This is a genomic window from Streptococcus sp. 'caviae' (assembly GCF_001937065.1).
Lineage (GTDB): Bacteria > Bacillota > Bacilli > Lactobacillales > Streptococcaceae > Streptococcus.
Map to the genome: position 1 here is coordinate 41,468 of NZ_MOWR01000005.1, position 20,001 is coordinate 61,468.

10 protein-coding genes are annotated in these 20,001 nt (G+C 33.8%); 9 read left to right on the plus strand and 1 reads right to left on the minus strand.

Translation table 11 applies throughout. The annotated features are described in order from the left end of the window. Positions 1 to 10: 10 nt before the first annotated feature. The 5 genes from BMI76_RS06190 (at position 11) to BMI76_RS06210 (ending at position 15,433) form a co-directional block, all read left to right on the plus strand. Complete coding sequence (locus tag BMI76_RS06190) at positions 11 to 4,426, plus strand: non-ribosomal peptide synthetase (RefSeq protein WP_075346725.1); 4,416 nt, start codon at positions 11 to 13, stop codon at positions 4,424 to 4,426. 15 nt (positions 4,427 to 4,441) lie between these two features. Then, positions 4,442 to 10,282, plus strand: a complete 5,841-nt coding sequence (locus tag BMI76_RS06195; RefSeq protein WP_075346726.1) for a condensation domain-containing protein — start codon at positions 4,442 to 4,444, stop codon at positions 10,280 to 10,282. Further along, positions 10,282 to 12,651 carry an ABC transporter permease gene (locus BMI76_RS06200; RefSeq protein ID WP_075346727.1) on the plus strand — a complete coding sequence of 790 codons (2,370 nt, stop codon included), beginning with the start codon at positions 10,282 to 10,284 and terminating at the stop codon, positions 12,649 to 12,651. The genes BMI76_RS06195 and BMI76_RS06200 overlap by 1 nt, the downstream gene beginning before the upstream one ends. Continuing rightward, a complete protein-coding gene (locus BMI76_RS06205; protein ID WP_075346728.1) occupies positions 12,644 to 13,246 on the plus strand; it encodes a 4'-phosphopantetheinyl transferase superfamily protein in 603 nt (200 codons plus the stop codon). Before BMI76_RS06200 ends, BMI76_RS06205 begins: the two co-directional genes overlap by 8 nt. Positions 13,247 to 13,729: 483 nt before the next feature. Beyond that, positions 13,730 to 15,433, plus strand: coding sequence for a zinc ribbon domain-containing protein (locus tag BMI76_RS06210; RefSeq protein WP_075346729.1), 1,704 nt, complete (start codon positions 13,730 to 13,732; stop codon positions 15,431 to 15,433). Positions 15,434 to 15,539: 106 nt separating this feature from the next. Here BMI76_RS06210 and BMI76_RS06215 read toward each other — a convergent pair whose 3' ends face one another. Beyond that, positions 15,540 to 16,415 carry an RluA family pseudouridine synthase gene (locus tag BMI76_RS06215; RefSeq protein ID WP_075346730.1) on the minus strand — a complete coding sequence of 292 codons (876 nt, stop codon included), beginning with the start codon at positions 16,413 to 16,415 and terminating at the stop codon, positions 15,540 to 15,542. Positions 16,416 to 16,458: 43 nt separating this feature from the next. Here BMI76_RS06215 and pbp2a point away from each other — a divergent pair, with 43 nt between their 5' ends. From pbp2a to nusG, 4 genes are all read left to right on the plus strand, one after another. Continuing rightward, complete coding sequence (gene pbp2a / locus BMI76_RS06220; RefSeq protein WP_075346731.1) at positions 16,459 to 18,729, plus strand: penicillin-binding protein PBP2A; 2,271 nt, start codon at positions 16,459 to 16,461, stop codon at positions 18,727 to 18,729. 50 nt (positions 18,730 to 18,779) lie between these two features. Beyond that, positions 18,780 to 18,932, plus strand: a complete 153-nt coding sequence (gene rpmG, locus BMI76_RS06225; protein WP_003086794.1) for a 50S ribosomal protein L33 — start codon at positions 18,780 to 18,782, stop codon at positions 18,930 to 18,932. A gap of 11 nt (positions 18,933 to 18,943) precedes the next feature. Next, positions 18,944 to 19,120 (plus strand): preprotein translocase subunit SecE, encoded by a 177-nt coding sequence (secE, locus tag BMI76_RS06230; protein WP_075346732.1) that lies wholly within the window; start codon positions 18,944 to 18,946, stop codon positions 19,118 to 19,120. Between the two features lie 217 nt (positions 19,121 to 19,337). After that, positions 19,338 to 19,877 (plus strand): transcription termination/antitermination protein NusG, encoded by a 540-nt coding sequence (gene nusG / locus BMI76_RS06235; protein ID WP_075346733.1) that lies wholly within the window; start codon positions 19,338 to 19,340, stop codon positions 19,875 to 19,877. The last annotated feature ends 124 nt before the right edge of the window (positions 19,878 to 20,001 follow it).

The following is a 20,001-nucleotide window of genomic DNA, read 5'->3' on the forward strand; positions in this document are numbered from 1 at the left end:
AAATATAAATATGAAGCATTTACTGACACTGTCTCAAAATCAGATTAGCACATTTTCTCAAATGGTTGAAGGGGATTACTCAGTTGGAATTGATGTTGTTTTTAAAGGAAAAGTAAAACGAGATATATTTGAAAACAGTCTAAAAATGATTATTAAAAATAACGATATTTTTAGAATACAATTACAGCAAGAAGAACTGCAAATTTATCAAGAACTCTTAACCAACTCCAAATATACTTATAAAATAATAGATTTTCAAAATCTTGAAGATTTTAAACAGTGGAAGAGTAGCTATGATTTTAAAAAAATAAGCCTTAATCATTTAATGGAGCTATATGGTGTAATAATAAAAGATTATGGATTTGGATTATATTTTAAAATTCATCATATAATTTCAGATGCTTTTTCAGTTGGACTATTAGTTAATGAATTTATTTTTACCTATAGAGGGCTTGAAAAGGGAGAAGCTCCTAGAATTGAAAGAGGGTCATATGAAACTATACTTGAAGAGGAGCAAAACTACAAAGACGGGAATAAGTTTAATAAAGATAAAGAATTTTGGTTAAATGAATTTTCAACAGATATAAGCAATAGTTATATTTCAAATAAAACATCTACAAATTATAAAGTCAGACGTTTATCTTTTCATTTAAATCATGAGGAAAGTGAGAGTATAAAACAGTATGCTAAAAATAGAGGTATTTCAGAATTATTTTTGTATATGTCCGCTTTTTCAGTTTACATGTCAAGGCTCACTAGAACTAATCGGATAAATATCGGTACAACACTTCATAGTAGATTTGGCAAAAATCAAAAACATACAATGGGAATGTTTGTAAACACTGTCCCAGTTCATATTGAATTAAATGAAGCCCAAAGTTTTAAAGATTTTGTTTCTCTGGTTGATAAAAAAAAGATGAAAATTTTCAAGCATAGCAAATATAATTATACTAGCCTGAAAAATGAATTAGCTAAAAATATTGGTTTTAAAGGTGATTTATTTGATGTTATTATCAATTATCAGTCTGCTAAGAAAGAATTCCAAGATGAAATAAAAATTAATTGGCAAAATTGTCAGTACCAATCAAATAATTTGACGATAAGCTTAAATACATGGGAAAATGGTTGTTTTGATATTGACTTTGATTTTTTGGAAGATATATTCTCTATTGAAGAAATCAAAGGACTTCACAGACATGTTAAAAATCTTTTGTTTGATGGAGTTCAAAATGATAAAAAGACTATTTCGGAATTGACAATGGCTGATGAAATTGAAAGAAATCTTTATAAAACACTCAATCAATTTTCAAATGTCAAGTATCCAAAAGTTAATATTAAAGATATCTTCGAAAAAATTGTTCGCCAATTTGGCAATAAGACAGCAGTTATTCATAATAAGAAAGAATATTCATACTCTGAAATAAATAAAAAAGCAAATCAAATTGCTAGAGTGCTATTAAATCAAGGGATTCGTTGTGGAGACTCTGTTGCTGTTATTTCAGATAAAAATGAAAATATAATTATTAATATACTAGCTGTTATAAAAGCTGGAGCTAGATATATACCAATTGATCCTAAATATCCAAAAGATAGAATTAACTATATGTTAGAAGATAGTGATGTTAAACTCATTCTTTACTCCTCTGAAATAAAGCATTATTTTGATATTTCTGTAATTGAAACAACTAAGATTTCAAATTTTAAAAAGGAATTAGAAGATGATCTGAAAATAGATATCAGCAGTGATGATTACTTATATGTTATTTATACATCAGGAACAACAGGAAAACCAAAAGGAGTTCAGATTTCTCATAAAAATGTGGTTAGATTATTCTATAATGAAAAAACACAATTTGATTTTACTTCTCAAGATAATTGGTTACTATTTCACTACTATGGTTTTGACTTTTCAGTGTGGGAGATTTTTGGGGCGATGCTTTTTGGAGGTACTTTAATCATACCTACTTTAGAAGAAACACAAGACAATTTTGCACTTATTAGTCTTCTAGAAAAATATGAAGTAACAGTTTTTAACCAAGTTCCCTCCTCTTTTTATGCACTGCTCTTATCATTAGGTGATAAAAAATTAAATAAACTGAGATATTTAATTTTTGGTGGGGAAGCATTAGAAACCAGAAGAATAAAAGATTTCTTTTTGAGTAATCCTCAAGTATCAATCATAAATATGTATGGTATAACCGAAACAACTGTTCACGTTACATATAAAAAAATTAATGAAACTGATATCAAACTTGGAATTAGTAATATTGGCTATCCGTTATCCACTTTAGGAATCTACCTGTTAAATAATAATGAACTAAGTGGCATAGGGGTTCCGGGAGAAATTTGTGTATTTGGAGCTGGATTATCTTCGGGATATATTGGAAATTCAAGATTAACTCAGGAAAAGTTTATATATCACCCAAAATTTAATAAAAAATTATATCGTTCTGGAGATTTAGCAAGGCTTTTAAGTGATGGGAGCATTGAATATTTAGGTAGAATTGACAAGCAAGTTAAGATTCACGGATTTAGAATAGAGTTAAAAGAAATTGAAAATACAATACTAGAAAAATTAAAAAAAGAGATAAAAGATTGTGTTGTAATTGACAGATTTGATAATGCAGGAGAGAAAGCTCTGTATAGCTATGTTATCAGTCACCAAAATAAAAATCTTGATTTTCGAGATATTTGTAACAAGCTTCGAGAATTCTTGCCAACTTATATGATTCCTAAATATTGGAAAGCTGTAGAAAGTTTCCCTCTGACTAATAATGGAAAACTTGATAAAAATAAGCTTCCAGATATTAATATTGAAAATACAGATAAAATTATCTCCCCAAGGAATAAAAAAGAGGCTGAAATTCTTGATGTTTTTAAAGATGTTCTGGGATATGAAAATTTAGGAATTTATGATGACTTTTTTGAATTTGGTGGTGACTCAATAAAAAATATGATGCTAGTAGCTAAATTAAGACATATAGGATATGAAGTAACTTCAAAAGAAGTTGTTCATAATTCCACTGTTGCAAATATTGCTAGTATATGCAGAACAGTAGACTTTATGAGTGTTGATCAATCACCCGTTGATGGAATTGTTGAAAATACTCCTATTTTATCAAGTTTTTTTGAAAAACAGTATTTCAAACCTGAACATTATAATCAGTCAGTGCTACTGCAGTTTCAAGGACATATCAATGAAACATATATAATTCAAACACTTAAAAAGTTAACAGCCCATCACGATATGCTGAGGGCACATGTATTAAATAATTCTTTAAATATCTCGCATATTAAAGACTATTTACTTGATATTGACTTTATTACTGTTTCCGATTTAACTGAGTTAGAAAAAGTGTGTAATAATTTACAAGAGTCTTTTGACTTCAATGGTAGCAATTTATTTAAGGTAAGGGTATTTAAGATGTTACAGACAGAAACAGAATATGTATTTCTAATTGCCCATCATCTTATTGTTGATGCAGTCTCATGGAGGATTTTAGTAGATGATTTAAATAGTCTGTATTCTCAATTTTCCCGTGGCTTAAACACTGAACTACCGTTAAAAACTGTTCCTTTTAAAAACTGGTCTCAGATATTAAAAAATTATCAAAATTCACCTAGTTTTAAACTTGAAAAAGATTATTGGAATGATATCATCAATAAACTAACAAATTTCTTGCATAAAAAATCAACTAATGCAGATTCTCAAATGTTGACTAACCTAGTTTTGTTAGAAAAAGAACAAATCAATCAAGTCTACAAAAAATCTCTTACAATTTTAGAGTTAGAATTTTCAGAACTATTATTAGCTGCAGTAGTTTATGCCTTATCTAATATTCTAGATGAAGAATTTATTGTTAATGTAGAGGGACATGGAAGAGAAATCCCTTTTGAGACAGTTCCGAATGAACGGACGGTGGGCTGGTTTACTGCTATTTATCCCTTGATTTTAAAATATAAAGATAATCCATTAGATTTGACTTTGTCAATTAAGGATAAATTGAGAAGATCAGCACAGCATCAAGTTAGTTTTGGTTTGATAGAACAAGAAGACCAATTGTACACTGAATATTCCCCAGATATTATTTTCAACTATCTAGGTAATTTCGAAGCTGAAGCTAAGGAAAATAAATTATTTAGTTTGGTTAATCTACCAGTTGGTAGAAGTATTAATGTAAAAAATTTGAATCAGGAAGCTATAATAATAAATATATACAATAGTGAAGATTTCAAATTTGAATTAAGCTATAATGAAAAATTTGAAATAGATATCCAAAAATTTAAAAACAGAATTACAATGTTCTTTGCTAAAATGAGTCAAATTCTAAGTGGTTCAGATGAGAAAATTATTACTCAATCAGATGTATCCGATACGGTTTTAGAAGATGAGCTTTGGGAAGAATTGGTTGATTTTTACCAATAGAAGGGAGGAGATTCTTTGACTAAAAGTAACATTGAAAAGGTGTTAGATTTAACTCCTATGCAAAAGGGAATGCTTTTTAACTATGTAAAAAGCGGAGTGAGGACTTATTTTGTTCAGAAGTCAGTGAAATTGACAGGGAATTTTTCCATTCAGAATGCAATTTTGAGTTTGAAAGTATTAAGTCGTAAATACGAAATTTTAAGGACCTCATTTTTTTATAAAACGGGTGCAGATCCTAAGCAAGTAATCTTAAAAAACAGAGAAATTGAATATACTGTTATAAAGGCTGATGCAAGTTCTCTCAAAAAAATTGAAGAAGGCGAAAAGTCTCGAGGGTTTGATTTATCGAAAGACCCTCTTTTAAGGGTGGTTTTTGTGACCCATGATGATAATCACTGTACCATAATTTGGAATTTTAACCATATTATTTTGGATGGTTGGTGTATGTCAATTCTTTTACGTGAATTTTTCAAGTACTATGAGTCGTTTCAGAAGGGCAATTCTTTTGAATCTATAGTTGATCATTTAGAAAGTGTATTTGATTATAAAGAATATCTGAACTGGTTAAGAATTCAGGATTATGATTCTGCAAAAAACTATTGGTCAAATTTAGTAAAAGATTATCAAGAAAATGGAAATATTGAATCAAGACTTCAATATAAAGAAACAGATAATAATACTGGAATTATATCTTACTTTCCAAGCAAAACTTTAATTGATCGAATATCAAAGCTTTGCCTCGCTAATAATATTACAATTAGTACATTTTTTGAATTTTCTTGGGGATTGTTTTTAGCTAAACAAAATTTTGTAGAAGATATCATTTTTGGTAAAGTTGTTTCAGGTAGACGAGCTTCTCTTCAAGGAATTGAAGAGGGGTTGGGACTTTTCATAAATACTATTCCAACACGATTAAAATTAAATGAGGAGTTATCCTATCAATCACATTTAAAATTGTTGTATAGTCAAAATTTAGAGAGTGATGAGCATGATTTTTATCCTCTATTTGATATTATGAAGCTCAATGATTTAGGTACTAATCTTATTAACAGCTTATTCATATTTGAAAATTATTTTATTGATGAAAATGCACTGCATACGCCAGCTGATCTTGAAGTTGAAATAGAGAATAAGCAAGAGTTTACAGAGTACCCTTTATCATTATCAATCATTAAGCAAGCAGACTATGAAATTGATATAAATTATCATTCAGAAATCTTTTCTAAAGAAGAAATTGAGTTATTTATGTCACATTTTGTTTCAATTATCAATGATATCATTGATAATCCTGATAAAAAAATTGCAAATGTAACTCTGACTTCTGTTGAAGAAAAGAAAAAATTAAAAGATTTTTCGTTGGGGAGAAATAAAGAAAGCGGCTTTACTTCAATCATTAAACAGTTTGAGCATCAAGTTTTATTGAATCCAAACACTGTTGCAGTTAGGGATGCAAATGGTTCTATCACATATTATGAATTATATAGGTACATTTTAAAGATTGAAACTAAATTAATTAAAAGTGGTGTTAAAAGCGGAGATAGACTTCTTATCTTATGTAATAAAACTATAGACTTTATTGCAAGTCTTTTTGCATCAATAAAATGTGGGTGTACGTATGTTCCTGTAGATAAGAAATTTAATAATGATAGATTATTATTTATTCTAAAAGATAGTGGAGCCAAACTTGTATTATCTGATTCTGATAACGTTTTAGAAGGTGTAAAATGTATAAATGTTAAAAAAATTGAAGAATATGTAGAATATGAACAAAGTACTACATCGGATAATCCTCATCTTTATATACTCTATACTTCAGGAACTACAGGGACTCCAAAGGGAGTTTTGGTAAAAGAAAGCTCAGTTATTAATTTAGTTCATTTTTTGAATGATGAAATATATTCAAAATATTCTAGAACAAATGTTGGAATGCTAGCTAATCAAATTTTTGATGCTTCAGTTCAACAAATTTTCACATCCTTATTATTTGGGCATACTTTACATTTAATTAATGAAGATTTAAAATTTGCTCCTAAAACTCTCTGGAATTATCTCAATACGAATGAAATAAAAATTTTAGATGGAACTCCCTCTTATATAGAACTTTTAATATCTGAAAATCAAGGACAGTTGGGTGTCGAGAATTACTTAATTGGTGGAGAAGTATTATCGCCTCAGTTGGTAAAGCAGATACATATTGTGTCACGGCAGTCGGATATTTATAATGTTTATGGCCCTACTGAGACAACAGTAGATGCAACATATTATTTATGTAATTCTATAGATGATACTTTAAATAAAATTCCAGTAGGGAGACCAATATACAATACAAAGATTCAAGTTGTAAATAATCAATCAATTTGTGGAATTGGGATGCTTGGAGAAATATTTATCTCTGGTGAATGTGTTGCTGATGGCTATGTATCTTTTAACAAAAAGAACTATACTGATACTGGTTTTACTAATTGGGGAAGTGACAAAGAAAGTGGCTATTTAACAGGAGATATTGGATATTGGAATCAAAATGGACAATTAGAGATCGTAGGCAGAAGGGATTCACAGATTAAATTAAATGGTCATCGGATTGAGTTAAGTGAAATTGAGACATTGTTGATTCATATGCATGCAATAAAGAAAGCAGTAGCATTAGTAGAAAAAAACAATATTTTTGCATTTATTATGTCAAATGAAGCTATTGATTTAGATAATTGTTTATCTCAATTGGAGGAAAAGCTACCTTACTACATGGTTCCTAGGGGTATAAAACAACTGGATGCTTTTCCGATGACTATAAATGGAAAGCTTGATATACAGAAATTGAAAATGCTTCTTGGGGATGTCACTTGTGAGGCTAAGGAATTAAAAAATTCAAAAGAACTAACAAATGATGAAAAAAAGATATTAAATGTTTATAAAAAAATTTTTAAGAATAATCATTTAACAATAACGGACAATTTCTTTGAGTTAGGTGGAGATTCTATTCAGGCTATTAGAATTGTTTCCTTATTAAGTGATTTTGAAGTTTCAGTTGATGATATTTTGAAGTATCCTACAATTTCACAATTAGCAGGACATTTGAAGAGAAATAAAAATGCAATATCTCAAGAAGAGATAAGCGGACAATTTAAACTTTTACCAAGCCAAAATAAATTTGTTAGTTGGGTAAAAGAGGTTGAAGCAGATTATTTTAATCAATCATTCTTAGTTAAGTCAAGAGAAATGATTGATTATGATACTTTAAATACTATTTATCATAAATTGCTGAAACATCATGATTCTTTAAGAGTCTGTTATTCTTATGGAGTTAATTTCGCAACAATTTTAAATTATAAATCGTTGAAGATTAAAATGAATGTTGTAAGTGTAGAGTGTTTTGAATCAGAACTAGAGGCAATTGCAACAGAGCAGCAGCAAAGTCTTAGCCTTAAAGAAGGAGACGTATTTAGATTAGTCTCTATTCGGACAGAAAAAGGACAATATCTTTTATTTATATTACATCATTTTATTTCTGATGCAGTATCAATGAGGATTATTTTTGATGATTTTTGTACGCTATATAGAAATCAAAATGATGAAAATGTATTGCCATTGAAAACAAATTCTTTGATTGATTATAGCAAGGAATTATTTGATAAAGTCGATGAGGGAATCTTTAAAGAGGATGAAGAGTTTTGGAAGAAAAATGAAATTTCAAGTTTTTTAAACAAAAAAGAGCTGTGCAAGGTTAGCAAGTCACGTCATTTGAAAATTGATTTTGGGAAAGACTTATCCGCTCAAATCCGTCAACACATTAATCAGGATATTAACATTAATATACAGGATTTACTGGTTTATAGCTTCTTAATGGCTATATTTAAAGTATATAGAAGTCTCGAACATTTTACGATTGATTTTGAAGGTTATGGACGAAATATAAAGAAGATGAGTTCAAATGTCTCTAGAACAATTGGATGGTTCACTTCTATATACCCAATTACATTTAAAAAATTTAGCAAGGATATGCCATTAGAAAGTAAATTACACAATATTCATGAACATCTTGAAGGAATACCAAATGGAGGAGTGTCTTACTATTTAACAAGAAAGGAAGAAGTCCAAAATTATGCTCCTGTCCTATTTAATTACCTAGGTGAGTTTGATTCAAAAGAAGAGACAGATGCAGATTTGACTTTGTTACCAACAACAATAGGTCAGGAAGTTTCTGGTAATATAGAGATGCAAAATCCAATGATTATTAATATAGCAATACAAGATGGTCAATTAATAGCGGATTTCAGGTATGATAAATCTATATATAATTATTACAGGGTACAAAAACTAATCTCTTATTTTAAAAATAATTTAAAATGGTACTTAAAATCAGTTTCTAAAAGCAATTCATCTATTCTTAACCAGCTAAAAGATTATAATCCTAATAATGATTTAGCAGATGTTATGAATTCAGGAAGTTCGAAAAATATTTTTATTTTTCCACCTGCTATGTTAAAGGTGGCTTATCTACCACTGTATAAAAAGCTTTTTTCTGATTTGGATTATAAATGTCATGTTTTGCATCTACTGAACGATAAGGATATAGTAGAAAGATATGCTGAATATATTATGTCGCAAAATTGCGAGGAGCTGGTTTTTATAGGTTATTCAGGAGGAGCTAATATAGCCTATGATACTGCTTTGTTTTTGGAAAAGAATTTCAATATCAAGGTCAAAATAATCATTATGATTGATGGTTTCAAATGGGAAGATGGTTTGGATTTTGTCGTTGTCAATGAAAAAAATATTGATGAAATGCTGGAAGAATTTCTAAAACAAAATCATTTGACCAGATATGATTTGGGAGAGAAACTTGAGAAAATGCTTTTAAGAGAGCGAAGCAATTTTCTAAATGAAGCTCAAGTTTATCAACAATATTGTCAAAACAACAAAAATAAGACAGCAGTTTTATCGGAGACTAAGATATATAATATTGAATCAGAAGATCACTATGTGGATCCATCAAAAGATACACGTCACCGTTGGGATGATGTATCTGCTTCTGAGGTTACCTATATTAAAGGTGTAGGCAGTCATTTAAGTATGTTAAATGATGAAGAGATGCTTACTATAAACAGAAATCATCTTCTTGATATTTTAAAAGAATGCTATTCTAATAAAAAAGATCTTATCATAAAAGCAGAGAATCTTATTAAAGAATATGGGAATAGCAGTACTAAGTTTAGAGCACTAAATAATGTCAGTCTTGATATATACGCAGGTGAGTTTTTGGTGGTTCTAGGAACTTCTGGTTCAGGAAAATCAACTCTCCTCAATTCACTGAGTACTCTAGAAGAATTTGATGCGGGTAAATTATGGTATTATGGTGAATCTGTCAATCATTCTGATAAGAAACAAATTTTGAAGATCCGAAAAGATTATATAGGATTTGTTTTCCAGCAGTATCACTTAATTCCTAACCTCAATGTAACAGACAACATTGCAACAGGAAGTTATTTAGCTAAAGATTCATTAGATATGTGGAAAATACTTAAGGAATTATCTTTAGATGATAAACTGGATAAATATCCTAACCAGCTATCGGGCGGTGAGCAGCAGCGTGTTTCGATTGCCAGGGCTCTTGCCAAGAATTCAAGAATTATTTTTTGTGATGAGCCTACTGGGGCTTTGGACACCAAAACAGGTATTGCTGTTTTAAAAATACTAAAGGAATTGCAGAAATTGTATGGTATAACTATTATTTTAGTAACTCATAACAATCAGATTGCTTCAATTGCAGATCGGGTTCTTCATATGAGGGATGGTGCAATTACTAAAGTAGATAATCATTCTGCACCTCTTAAAGTAGAGGAGGTTGATTGGTTATAATGTATCAGTTAATAAAAAATAATGTATTTGGATTATTAAAAAATAAAATTTTTATTGTTTTGTTGGTTTTATTATCCAGCATACTCGGCTTTATTATCTCTTATTTATATTTTGGGAATGTTCCCATGAAAGAGTTATATGAAAAGCAACTTAAAGACAGCAACGGCGAGCAATTCAGAATTATTCCGGAGTTAAAGTTAAGTAGTCGGGAATACAAAAAAATAATAAAAGATTATGAAATTAAAAATGCCTCTCCTCAAAAAATAGATGGACTGGTTAAAAAAGATGTTATTGACTTAACCGACTATTATCAGAATCGAATATCAACCTTAGAAAAGAAGTACGGATTTACATCAGAAATTCTAAAAAGAAAGTATGTTAAAACAAATGGAATTACCTACTATCTAACCTTTTTCCAAGGAACAAAACTCAATAAGATAACAATGGTTGAAGGAGACAATAAATTAAAAGACGGAAATGTCTTATTGTCAGTTCAATTTGCCAGACAAAACAAAGTTTCTGTTGGTGATACTTTAACCTTGCAAAATAAAAAGTACAAAGTATCTGGTTTATATTATCAGCCTTCTGAGAGTTTGATCTACAACTCAGCTTATTCAGCAAATTTAAGCACAAAGAAAAATGCAGGAGTTTTACTCACTAATAACGATTTAAAACGGATGAACGGTCCTGCAGAGTCAATATATGTTTGTCGATTTAATGATAAAGTCTCAGACTCAGTCTTAACTGATAAATTGCAAAAGATTATGGAAGACAATAGCGTTAAAAAATTATCCAGTAGCAAAGATTTGCCCCTCTATAATTCTTTTTTATCGAATTTTAATACAAGCATATCAATTATGGTCATTTGTCTTAGTTTATTTACTTTTGTTATCATTGTTTTACTATTTCAAATATTGGGAAACCAGTTACAGCAGTATTCTAAAAGTCTGGGGATTTTAAGAGCGACAGGATATAGTGCCTTGAAGCTGTCGTTGACATTTTTAATTTTCTCAATTCCCATCATGCTTAGTTTAATGATTGGTTTTATAGTTGGCTATATTAAATCTAAAGAGTTTAGTAATTCTTATCTGAAAACCTTTAACTTTATTGCGCCTAAAGTACCTATAAATATTGCTAAGCTGTTAGTTATTTGTCTGCTAGTGTTTTTCATTTTAAATGTGATATGCATTTTTTATACTAACCGTATACTTTCAAAACCAATTTTAGACAGCATTTATTCTCGCAAGTCAGAAAAACAAAAGCGTTATTCTCTGCAGTTTTTTAATGGTGAAATTGGTAAATTACCTATGGTTAGCAGAATGAGAGTCAGTTTTTTATTAAAGAATATTATCAGAAGTCTTATTGTATTCTTTATGTCGTTTATATCCTTTATTTTATTAAATTTTGCTTTTTCCTTATTTAGCCTTTCATCGAAACCCTTGAATGATTACAGCAATTCTTTAAATTATAAATTTGAAAATACTTTTAACACAGTACAAAATAGTCATTTGGATAGACTGTCAGAAAATCAGAGCTACTCTGCATCTTTTCTTGCAGGAACATCAAAGGCTGACTATCAATATTATAATATATCTTATGTAAGTCCTGAATTTACTGCTTTAAATATCCGTACATCAAAGAACACCAGTATCTTTAGAGAACTTTCTAATAAAAATAATATTATCATTTCAAAAAAAATGGCTGCGAAATATCAGTTGCGTAAAGGGGACATTGTTAAGGTTAAAACATATACAGGAAAAACTCACGCTTATACGGTAGTGTCTATAAATCCTGTTGCTTATGACAATACCTTATATGTTAATATTGAATCAATTGAAGGTATGGCAGACGGTGTTAGTCAATCAAGATATAATATAACCTATACTGATACTGCTGTAAAAGAAAATCAGACTGTTAAATCTCAATCAAAAAAGGAAAAAGTACATCAGATTAAAGATTTAGTAAGCAGCAGTTTAATGTTAATTCCTACCATTGTGACGATAACGTTAGTCATTGTGTTCAGTATATCAATACTGCTGGCCTATCTCAATATAAATGATAATAAGAAAAATATCTCTATTTTGATTCTGATGGGTTATTCGAAAAAATTAATCATGAATATGCTGATTAATATTTATACTTGGATAATGCTAGCGGGCTGCCTTGTTGCAAGTTGTTTTTTAGGAAAGATTTTTCATTATTTTGAGACTTACATCAATTCAGCTGTTGATATCTACATTGAATTCAATAGTTCTTTTCTCAATGTTGTTGCTTCTTTTGTTTTGATATATATGATTTATAAGTTATCGATTGTATCAACTTATAAAATCTTTGATAATATTAAAGTGAGTGACATTAATTATGAATAATATTAAAATTCTCTCTATTAATGATATTTCAGTAGAAGTATATCAGTTACACTTAAGTCTGGCTTCTTCTTACAAAAGGGAAAGGATAGACAAATTTAAAAATAAGGATGATAAATTAAGAAGCATTGCTAGTGATATCTTGATAAGACAAACAGTTTCAACTTATAAAAACATTCCAATTGAGAACGTTGAAATTTTGACCAATCCATTTGGAAAACCGTATACACCAAATTGTCGTTTAGAATACAGTGTCAGTCACTCTCATCAATTATCTATTCTTGGCTTTGGGTTCCATCCGATTGGGGTAGATATAGAAAAGATGGAAGAGATAGAGTTTGATGCTATCTTTAAACAGTTTGGCACAGATTTGGAATATGCTAATTTCAAAAAAAGTGTTTATCAAAAAGAGTATTTTTATAAAATTTGGACCTTGAAAGAAGCCTATTTTAAGTGTCTTGGAACAGGAATCACCGATTTACAGGCAATTGAAATCATAATAAAAGATGACCAAATCATCGTAGATAAGTTAGGGTATCATTTTGAATCTTTCTTAATAAATAAAGATTATATGGTTGCTATTTGTTATCAAATATAATTGCTGGGTTTAAGCTTTGTTAGTGAAATATTCTCTGTAAGGTTTATAGTCAAATATTTATTGAATTATGACGGGTATTGTCATAAAATAAGCAAACAAGAGAGTGGGGCAAATGGTAGAAACCAATTTGTCCCGCTCTCTTTTGACGTACAGACTTGATATTTTTTGTAATAAAAGGAGGCCGCCGATAAGCAAAATAATACTATCTGCAAAATTTGACAGTCATTAAAAGAAGGGAACTTATTATATTTACTCAAAAAAACAGTTGATTTTGATAGTTTTGTTATCATTTTGTTATAATTTAAAAAAAGAAAAAAAGTATAATGCGATAACAGCCTAAAAGTTTGATTTCTGAACGGTATCCGCTTAGAGACTGCTGCTGATCTGCCTGCCGTTCTTTTTGTCATAGAAGGACAGTAAACATTAAGAGCAGATAACAGTCAATCGAAGCGCCGTCAGCGCTTTTAGTGGTGAGGAGTAAAAATGGAGAATTTAAAGAAAAAGTGGCAGCCGGTCATTCAAAAGATAAAAGAGCTGCTGGGACCGCTTTTTGAAAGAATGAAGAAGGAAGGCAAAAAACTGCTCCAAAGAAAGCCCATACGTACAGCTCTCGTGATTATTGGGGTTCTTTTGGTCATCTTTGGTTTGTGGGGAAGTCTTCATTATTCCAAAACAGCTACGCTGGACCGCTATATCAAGGATCGGAGTGCTTCAGGAAAGACTTTTGAAAACATCAAGGAATACATGGTCTGGGATGATACCAACGAGTTAATCACTAATGATGAAGCTCAATATACCAAGTTTTCGCGCCTGAAAACAAAAGCCGCCCAGCGCAGTCTGCGCCAAAAACTGTTGGCGGCTGATACTTCTGACACTGTTTACCTCAAACGTGTTGGGCGCCGGTTCTTCTTTTTTTCAGACTATCGCCTAGCAATGAAGCCGCTCAAATTAAAGTTAAAAACAAATGTTGCAAATTTGGATGTTCTTTTGAATGATAAGAAGGTTGCTACCAGCGATTCTGATCAGTATCAGCTGACTCTTGACCATTTACCGGTGGGGGATTATCGCTTTACTTTGAATGGTTTGCACAATGGAAAAGAAGTTGAATTCAGCAAAGATTATGATGGCAAGCACAGGACAGTCGATATGACTTTGGCCTTTAAGAACTTTACGGTCAAAAGCAATCTTGCAAATGGCGATCTTTATTTCGGCAAAAAGAAGGTTTCTTCTCTTTCTAACGGCGAGTATGCGGTCAGTGATTACCCTGTCATGGGAAGCAGACCTGTCTATGTCAAAAAGACTTTTTCAGACGGCGAAATAAAATCTAAAGAACAGTCGCTCCTTGATATTGCAGACGGCAGCACGGTTCAGCTGGATGTTGCCAATCAGCTGGACGATGCAGCTGCCCAGAATTTGCTGAAGTCTGCTTTTGAGAAATTTTCTGCCTATGCTACCAGCGGGCAGGATCCTGCAGATTTAGCTGCTCTTTTTGAAAACGGCACAGCCAATAATTTTTACAGTGCTTTAAAAGGCAGTATCAAGCAAAAGATGGTAACGGACAGCCGAAAACCATCCAGCTTTGCCATTACTTCTGTGGCGCTCAGCGATTTGCACCAAACAGGTGTAAAAACTTACAGTCTGTCTTATGCGGCCACCTATGATTATTACTATGATGAAGCAACAGATCCGGAAAAGAAGACCTCGGGTCATCTGCTGCAAAGCTTTACAGGTCAAATCAGGGTGAAAAGAACAGCAAAAGGTTACACTATTGTTAAATCAATCAGCGGCCCAAATATGGTCGGCGAGGACAATCAGGTGAAAAGTCCTACACCGCTGCCTGAGGAGCTGATAGGAACTTGGGAGACCAAGGAAGATGATAAGACAGTAACTATGACTTTCTCAGAAGACGGAACTGTGACGAAAAAGACTGATTATAAGGATGATAAGAAAGAAGACACGACAAAAACGGCTAAGGTCGAAAAAACTGAGGAAACATCGGACGGCACCTATCGCTATTACTATCAATCCGGCGATAAAGCAGCCTTTACCGTTTTGGATGATATCGGTGCTAATGATCAGTACACCTACGGTGTGAAAATCAATGGCAGCAGCATTACAACTGTTTACTGGGAAACCGATGATACCAGCGGTGCTCCTAAGACAGGTATCAGTTTGAATAAAAAGTAAATAGTGGAAATTCCTATTTCCCTTGTCTGCATAAAGTCTGCAGGCCAATGAGCCGGTTTTCCTTGTGCACAAGGAAAGTAATTTATTAGAGATAAGAAAAGAGATCCTAAAATGATAATTTTTGGATCTCTTTTTCAAAACTGTCTGATTGTGTTTGCACGGTTATTTTCTGTAAGGTCAAAGGATGTATGAAGCTTAATTGATGGGCATGCAGCATGAGCCTGCCGGCAGTTTGCCTGCTGTAAAGAGGATCTCCTATCAGAGGATAGCCGTGGTAAGCCAGGTGAACACGGATTTGATGGGTGCGGCCGGTCTGAAGCCGGCATTTGATCAGGCTGGTATTATTGGGAAAATGCTTTAAGAGTGAAACGTGGGTGATGGCTGTTTGACCGTGCTTTTGGTCCACCAACCGTTTACGGCGGTCATGGCGGTCGCGTCCGATTTTTTCCTTAAAAACAGCTGTTTTTTTAGGAAAGTGACCTGCTGACAAGGCCCAGTACTCACGCTGAATGTGCTTGTTTTCCAGCAGCCGGTTGACGATAGGCAGGATAAAGGGATTCTTAGCAAACAGGACAGCCCCGCTGGTCTCCTTATCAAGCCGGTGTACAACATAGCAGGTCTGTCCCGCATAGCTGGAGACATGGTTTAAGAGGGCGATTTCCTTAGGTTCATTACCGTGTACTTTCATCCCTTCGGGTTTATTGACGATAATCAGGTGCTCGTCTTCATAAAGGCAATCTGCCAAGTCCTTGTTTCCCATGGGAATAGTCTTGACGGGATAATCATCACCATCAAAGATTAACTCAATCAGGTCTCCCTTGTTAACAGGGCTTTGCCAATTGATATGTTGGCCATTAATAAAAACATGTTTCTTAGTTCTTAGAAAATGTCTGATTTTCCTTGGAATCAGCAAATGCTCTTCTAAAAGCTCCTTAACAGTCCCTTTAGGATAGGGATTGGTAATTTTTACGGTAAAAGTCATGATTTTATTATATCATTTTCGCCAAAATTGATATAATAGGGACATGAATATATTAGATTTGTTAAAAAAGAAATTTTTTCCCAAACAATATCAGGCTGAACAGGAGCGCCGCAAGAAAGAGACAGCTGCTGCCCAAAGCAAGGAAGATGAAGCAGATGACAGCGGCTACCATCGCAGCTACGGCCAAAAGGCAGACACTGGTAAATTCAATGTCTTCTTAAGCAAGATTGGTCTGGCTAAAAATGGGCTGGTGCGCAGGTACTGGCGCCGTTATCATGTCGGAAAAATTTTGCTGATTGCCTTTGGAACCTTTGTTCTTTTGACGGGTTCTTATCTTTTTTATCTTGCCAAAACGACCAATGTTTCCAATTTGCAGCAGGCTCTGAAAGCAACAACAGTTATTTATGACAAGAATGAAAAGCAGGCCGGCTCTCTTTATGGGCAAAAGGGGACCTATGTTGAGCTGGATGCAATTTCGGATGATTTGGAAAATGCAGTTATTGCAACAGAAGATAGAAGTTTCTATGAAAACAGCGGTATTAATTACAAGCGGATGCTGCTAGCTGTCGTTACTTTAGGCTATTCCGGCGGCGGCTCAACCATTACCCAGCAGTTAGCCAAGAATGCCTTTTTGACTCAGGAACAGACCGTTAAAAGAAAGGCGCGGGAGTTTTTCCTGGCTCTGGAACTGACGAAAAAGTACAGTAAAAAAGAAATCCTGACCATGTATCTGAACAATGCCTATTTTGGCAACGGTGTCTGGGGTGTTGAAGATGCCAGCCAAAAGTATTTTGGAACGACGGCTGCTCAGCTGACCCTTGATGAAGCAGCGACTCTGGCGGGCATGCTTAAGGGACCTGGCATTTATAATCCCCTCTATTCGATTGAAAATGCAACCAACCGGCGCGATACCGTCCTGCAAAATATGGTGGCTGCCGGCAAGATTTCGCAAAATCAGGCTAGCGAAGCGCAAAGTGTCGGTATGGGCAACCGCTTGAATGATACCTATGTGGCTAAAACAGATGACTATCAATACCCGTCTTACTTTGATGCTGTCATCAGTGAAGCCAGCTCTGTTTATGGCATCAGTGAAAAAGATATTGTCAATAATGGCTACAAAATTTATACGGAACTGGATCAGAACTACCAGACTGGTATGCAGCAGACCTTTGATGAAGACAGTCTCTTCCCTGTTTCGCCCTATGATAACAGCAGTGCGCAGGCTGCCAGTGTGGCTCTCGATCCCAAAACCGGCGGTGTCAGAGGCTTGGTCGGTCGGGTGAATAGTACCAAAGATGTCACCTTTAGAAGCTATAACTATGCAACACAATCCAGCAGAAGTCCAGGATCAACCATTAAACCTCTGACTGTCTATGCTCCGGCCATTGCTTCGGGCTGGTCTATGGATAAGCTTCTTCCAAATAAAGCCAGAGATTTTGACGGCTATAAGCCAAATAACTACGGCAATATTGAAACAGAAGATGTACCCATGTATCAGGCTCTGGCTAATTCTTATAATATCCCTGCCGTATATACTCTTGATAAATTAGGCATTAACAAAGCTTTCTCTTATGGCAAGAAGTTTGGTTTAAATATGGACGACGCTAAAAGAGAACTGGGCGTCGCCTTAGGAGGCAGCGTTACGACCAATCCGCTGGAGATGGCTCAGGCCTATGCGGCCTTTGCCAATGGCGGCGTTATGCCGACAGGCCATCTTATTACCCGGATTGAGACTGCCAGCGGTGAAATTTTGAAGAAATTTACACCGAATGATAAACGCGTCATCAGTAAGTCTGTGGCGGATAAAATGACCAGCATGATGCTTGGTACCTTTTCTAACGGTACAGGAGTTAATGCCAATGTTTACGGTTACACCTTAGCAGGGAAAACGGGAACAACGGAAACTAATTTTGATGCTAATCTTGCCAGCGACCAGTGGGTTATCGGCTATACGCCGGATGTTGTTATCAGCCAGTGGCTGGGCTTTAATAAGACGGATGAAAATCACTATCTGAGTGATTCCAGTTCAGGAACGGCTTCAAATATTTTCAGTACCCAGGCCAGCTACATTCTCCCTTATACGAAAGGTACGGAATTTAAGGTTAAGAATGCCTACTTCCAAGACGGCATTGAATCAACCTATGACCCGGATGATACTTCAAATGCAACTAATACAGATTCTCAGGACATCATTGACAGTATCCGGGAAAAGGCTAAAAATGCTACAGATTCGATTAAGAAGCAAGTGGATGATGCCAATCTGGCAGACAAGGCGAAAAACCTTTGGGACAAGGTCGTCAATTATTTTGAGTAACTTGCAAGAATAATTGAACCGTGTTAAAATAGAAAAGCTATGGAGGCATTATGGCACAGAAAAAAGCAAGTCTAGCCTGTGTGGAATGCGGCTCGCGCAACTATTCTATTGGAGTGAGCAGCAATCCCAAACCTAATCGGCTGGAAGTTAATAAGTTTTGTAAACATTGTAAGAAATACACACTGCACAAAGAAACACGTTAGGAGAAAGAGCGATGAAATTTATCGGAGGCGTATTTTCCCTTCTAAAAAATACCACTTGGCCGACGCGCAAGCAGTCTTGGCATGATTTTATTTCGATTCTTGAATACTCAGCATTTTTTGCTCTGATCATCTTTTTATTTGATAAGTTGCTGAACCTTGGTTTAACAGATTTATTGAATCGTTTTTAATCAGAGGAAATGAAATCTTGTGAGCAGAAGATGCAGTGAATTCTTCCGATTATTGGAAGGTTCAACTGTTCAATTGGTAAAAAGCGGGACACAGCTAAGCGGTCCCGCTTTTGCTGTCTGGAATGCAAAAAAGCCTATCGTTTTTGACACTTTTATGGTATAATAGAACAAAAGTTCCAAAAGCCGCACAGGCTTTTTTATAATGGAGGAAATTACTATGTTAGATTCATTTGATAAGGGCTGGTTCGTTTTGCAGACCTATTCAGGTTATGAAAATAAGGTTAAGGAAAATCTTCTGCAGCGGGCACAGACTTACAACATGCTGGATAATATCCTGCGCGTGGAAATTCCCACACAGACTGTCAATGTTGAAAAAAATGGGAAAACCAAAGAAATTGAAGAAAATCGTTTTCCAGGCTATGTTTTGGTTGAGATGGTTATGACAGACGAAGCTTGGTTTGTCGTGCGTAACACACCAAATGTCACCGGTTTTGTCGGTTCACACGGGAACCGTTCTAAACCGACACCGCTGCTTGAAGAGGAAATTCGTTCGATTCTCCTGTCAATGGGACAAACGGTTGATGTTATTGATACCAACATCAAAGAAGGCGATGTGGTTCAAATCATTGACGGTGCCTTTATGGGACAGGAAGGCCGTGTTGTCGAAATTGAAAACAATAAGGTCAAAATCATGATTAACATGTTTGGCGCTGAAACACAGGCAGAGCTAGAATTGTATCAAATTGCAGAACTGTAAGCACAATGAGGCTGAAACGCTTGTGACTAGCACTCCGGGAGTTAGATAAAATCTAACGGCTGGGGTGTTTTTCCTTAGCTATGGGAGTTCTTGCGTGCAAAAACCGGTTCTGGTTTCCCGCATT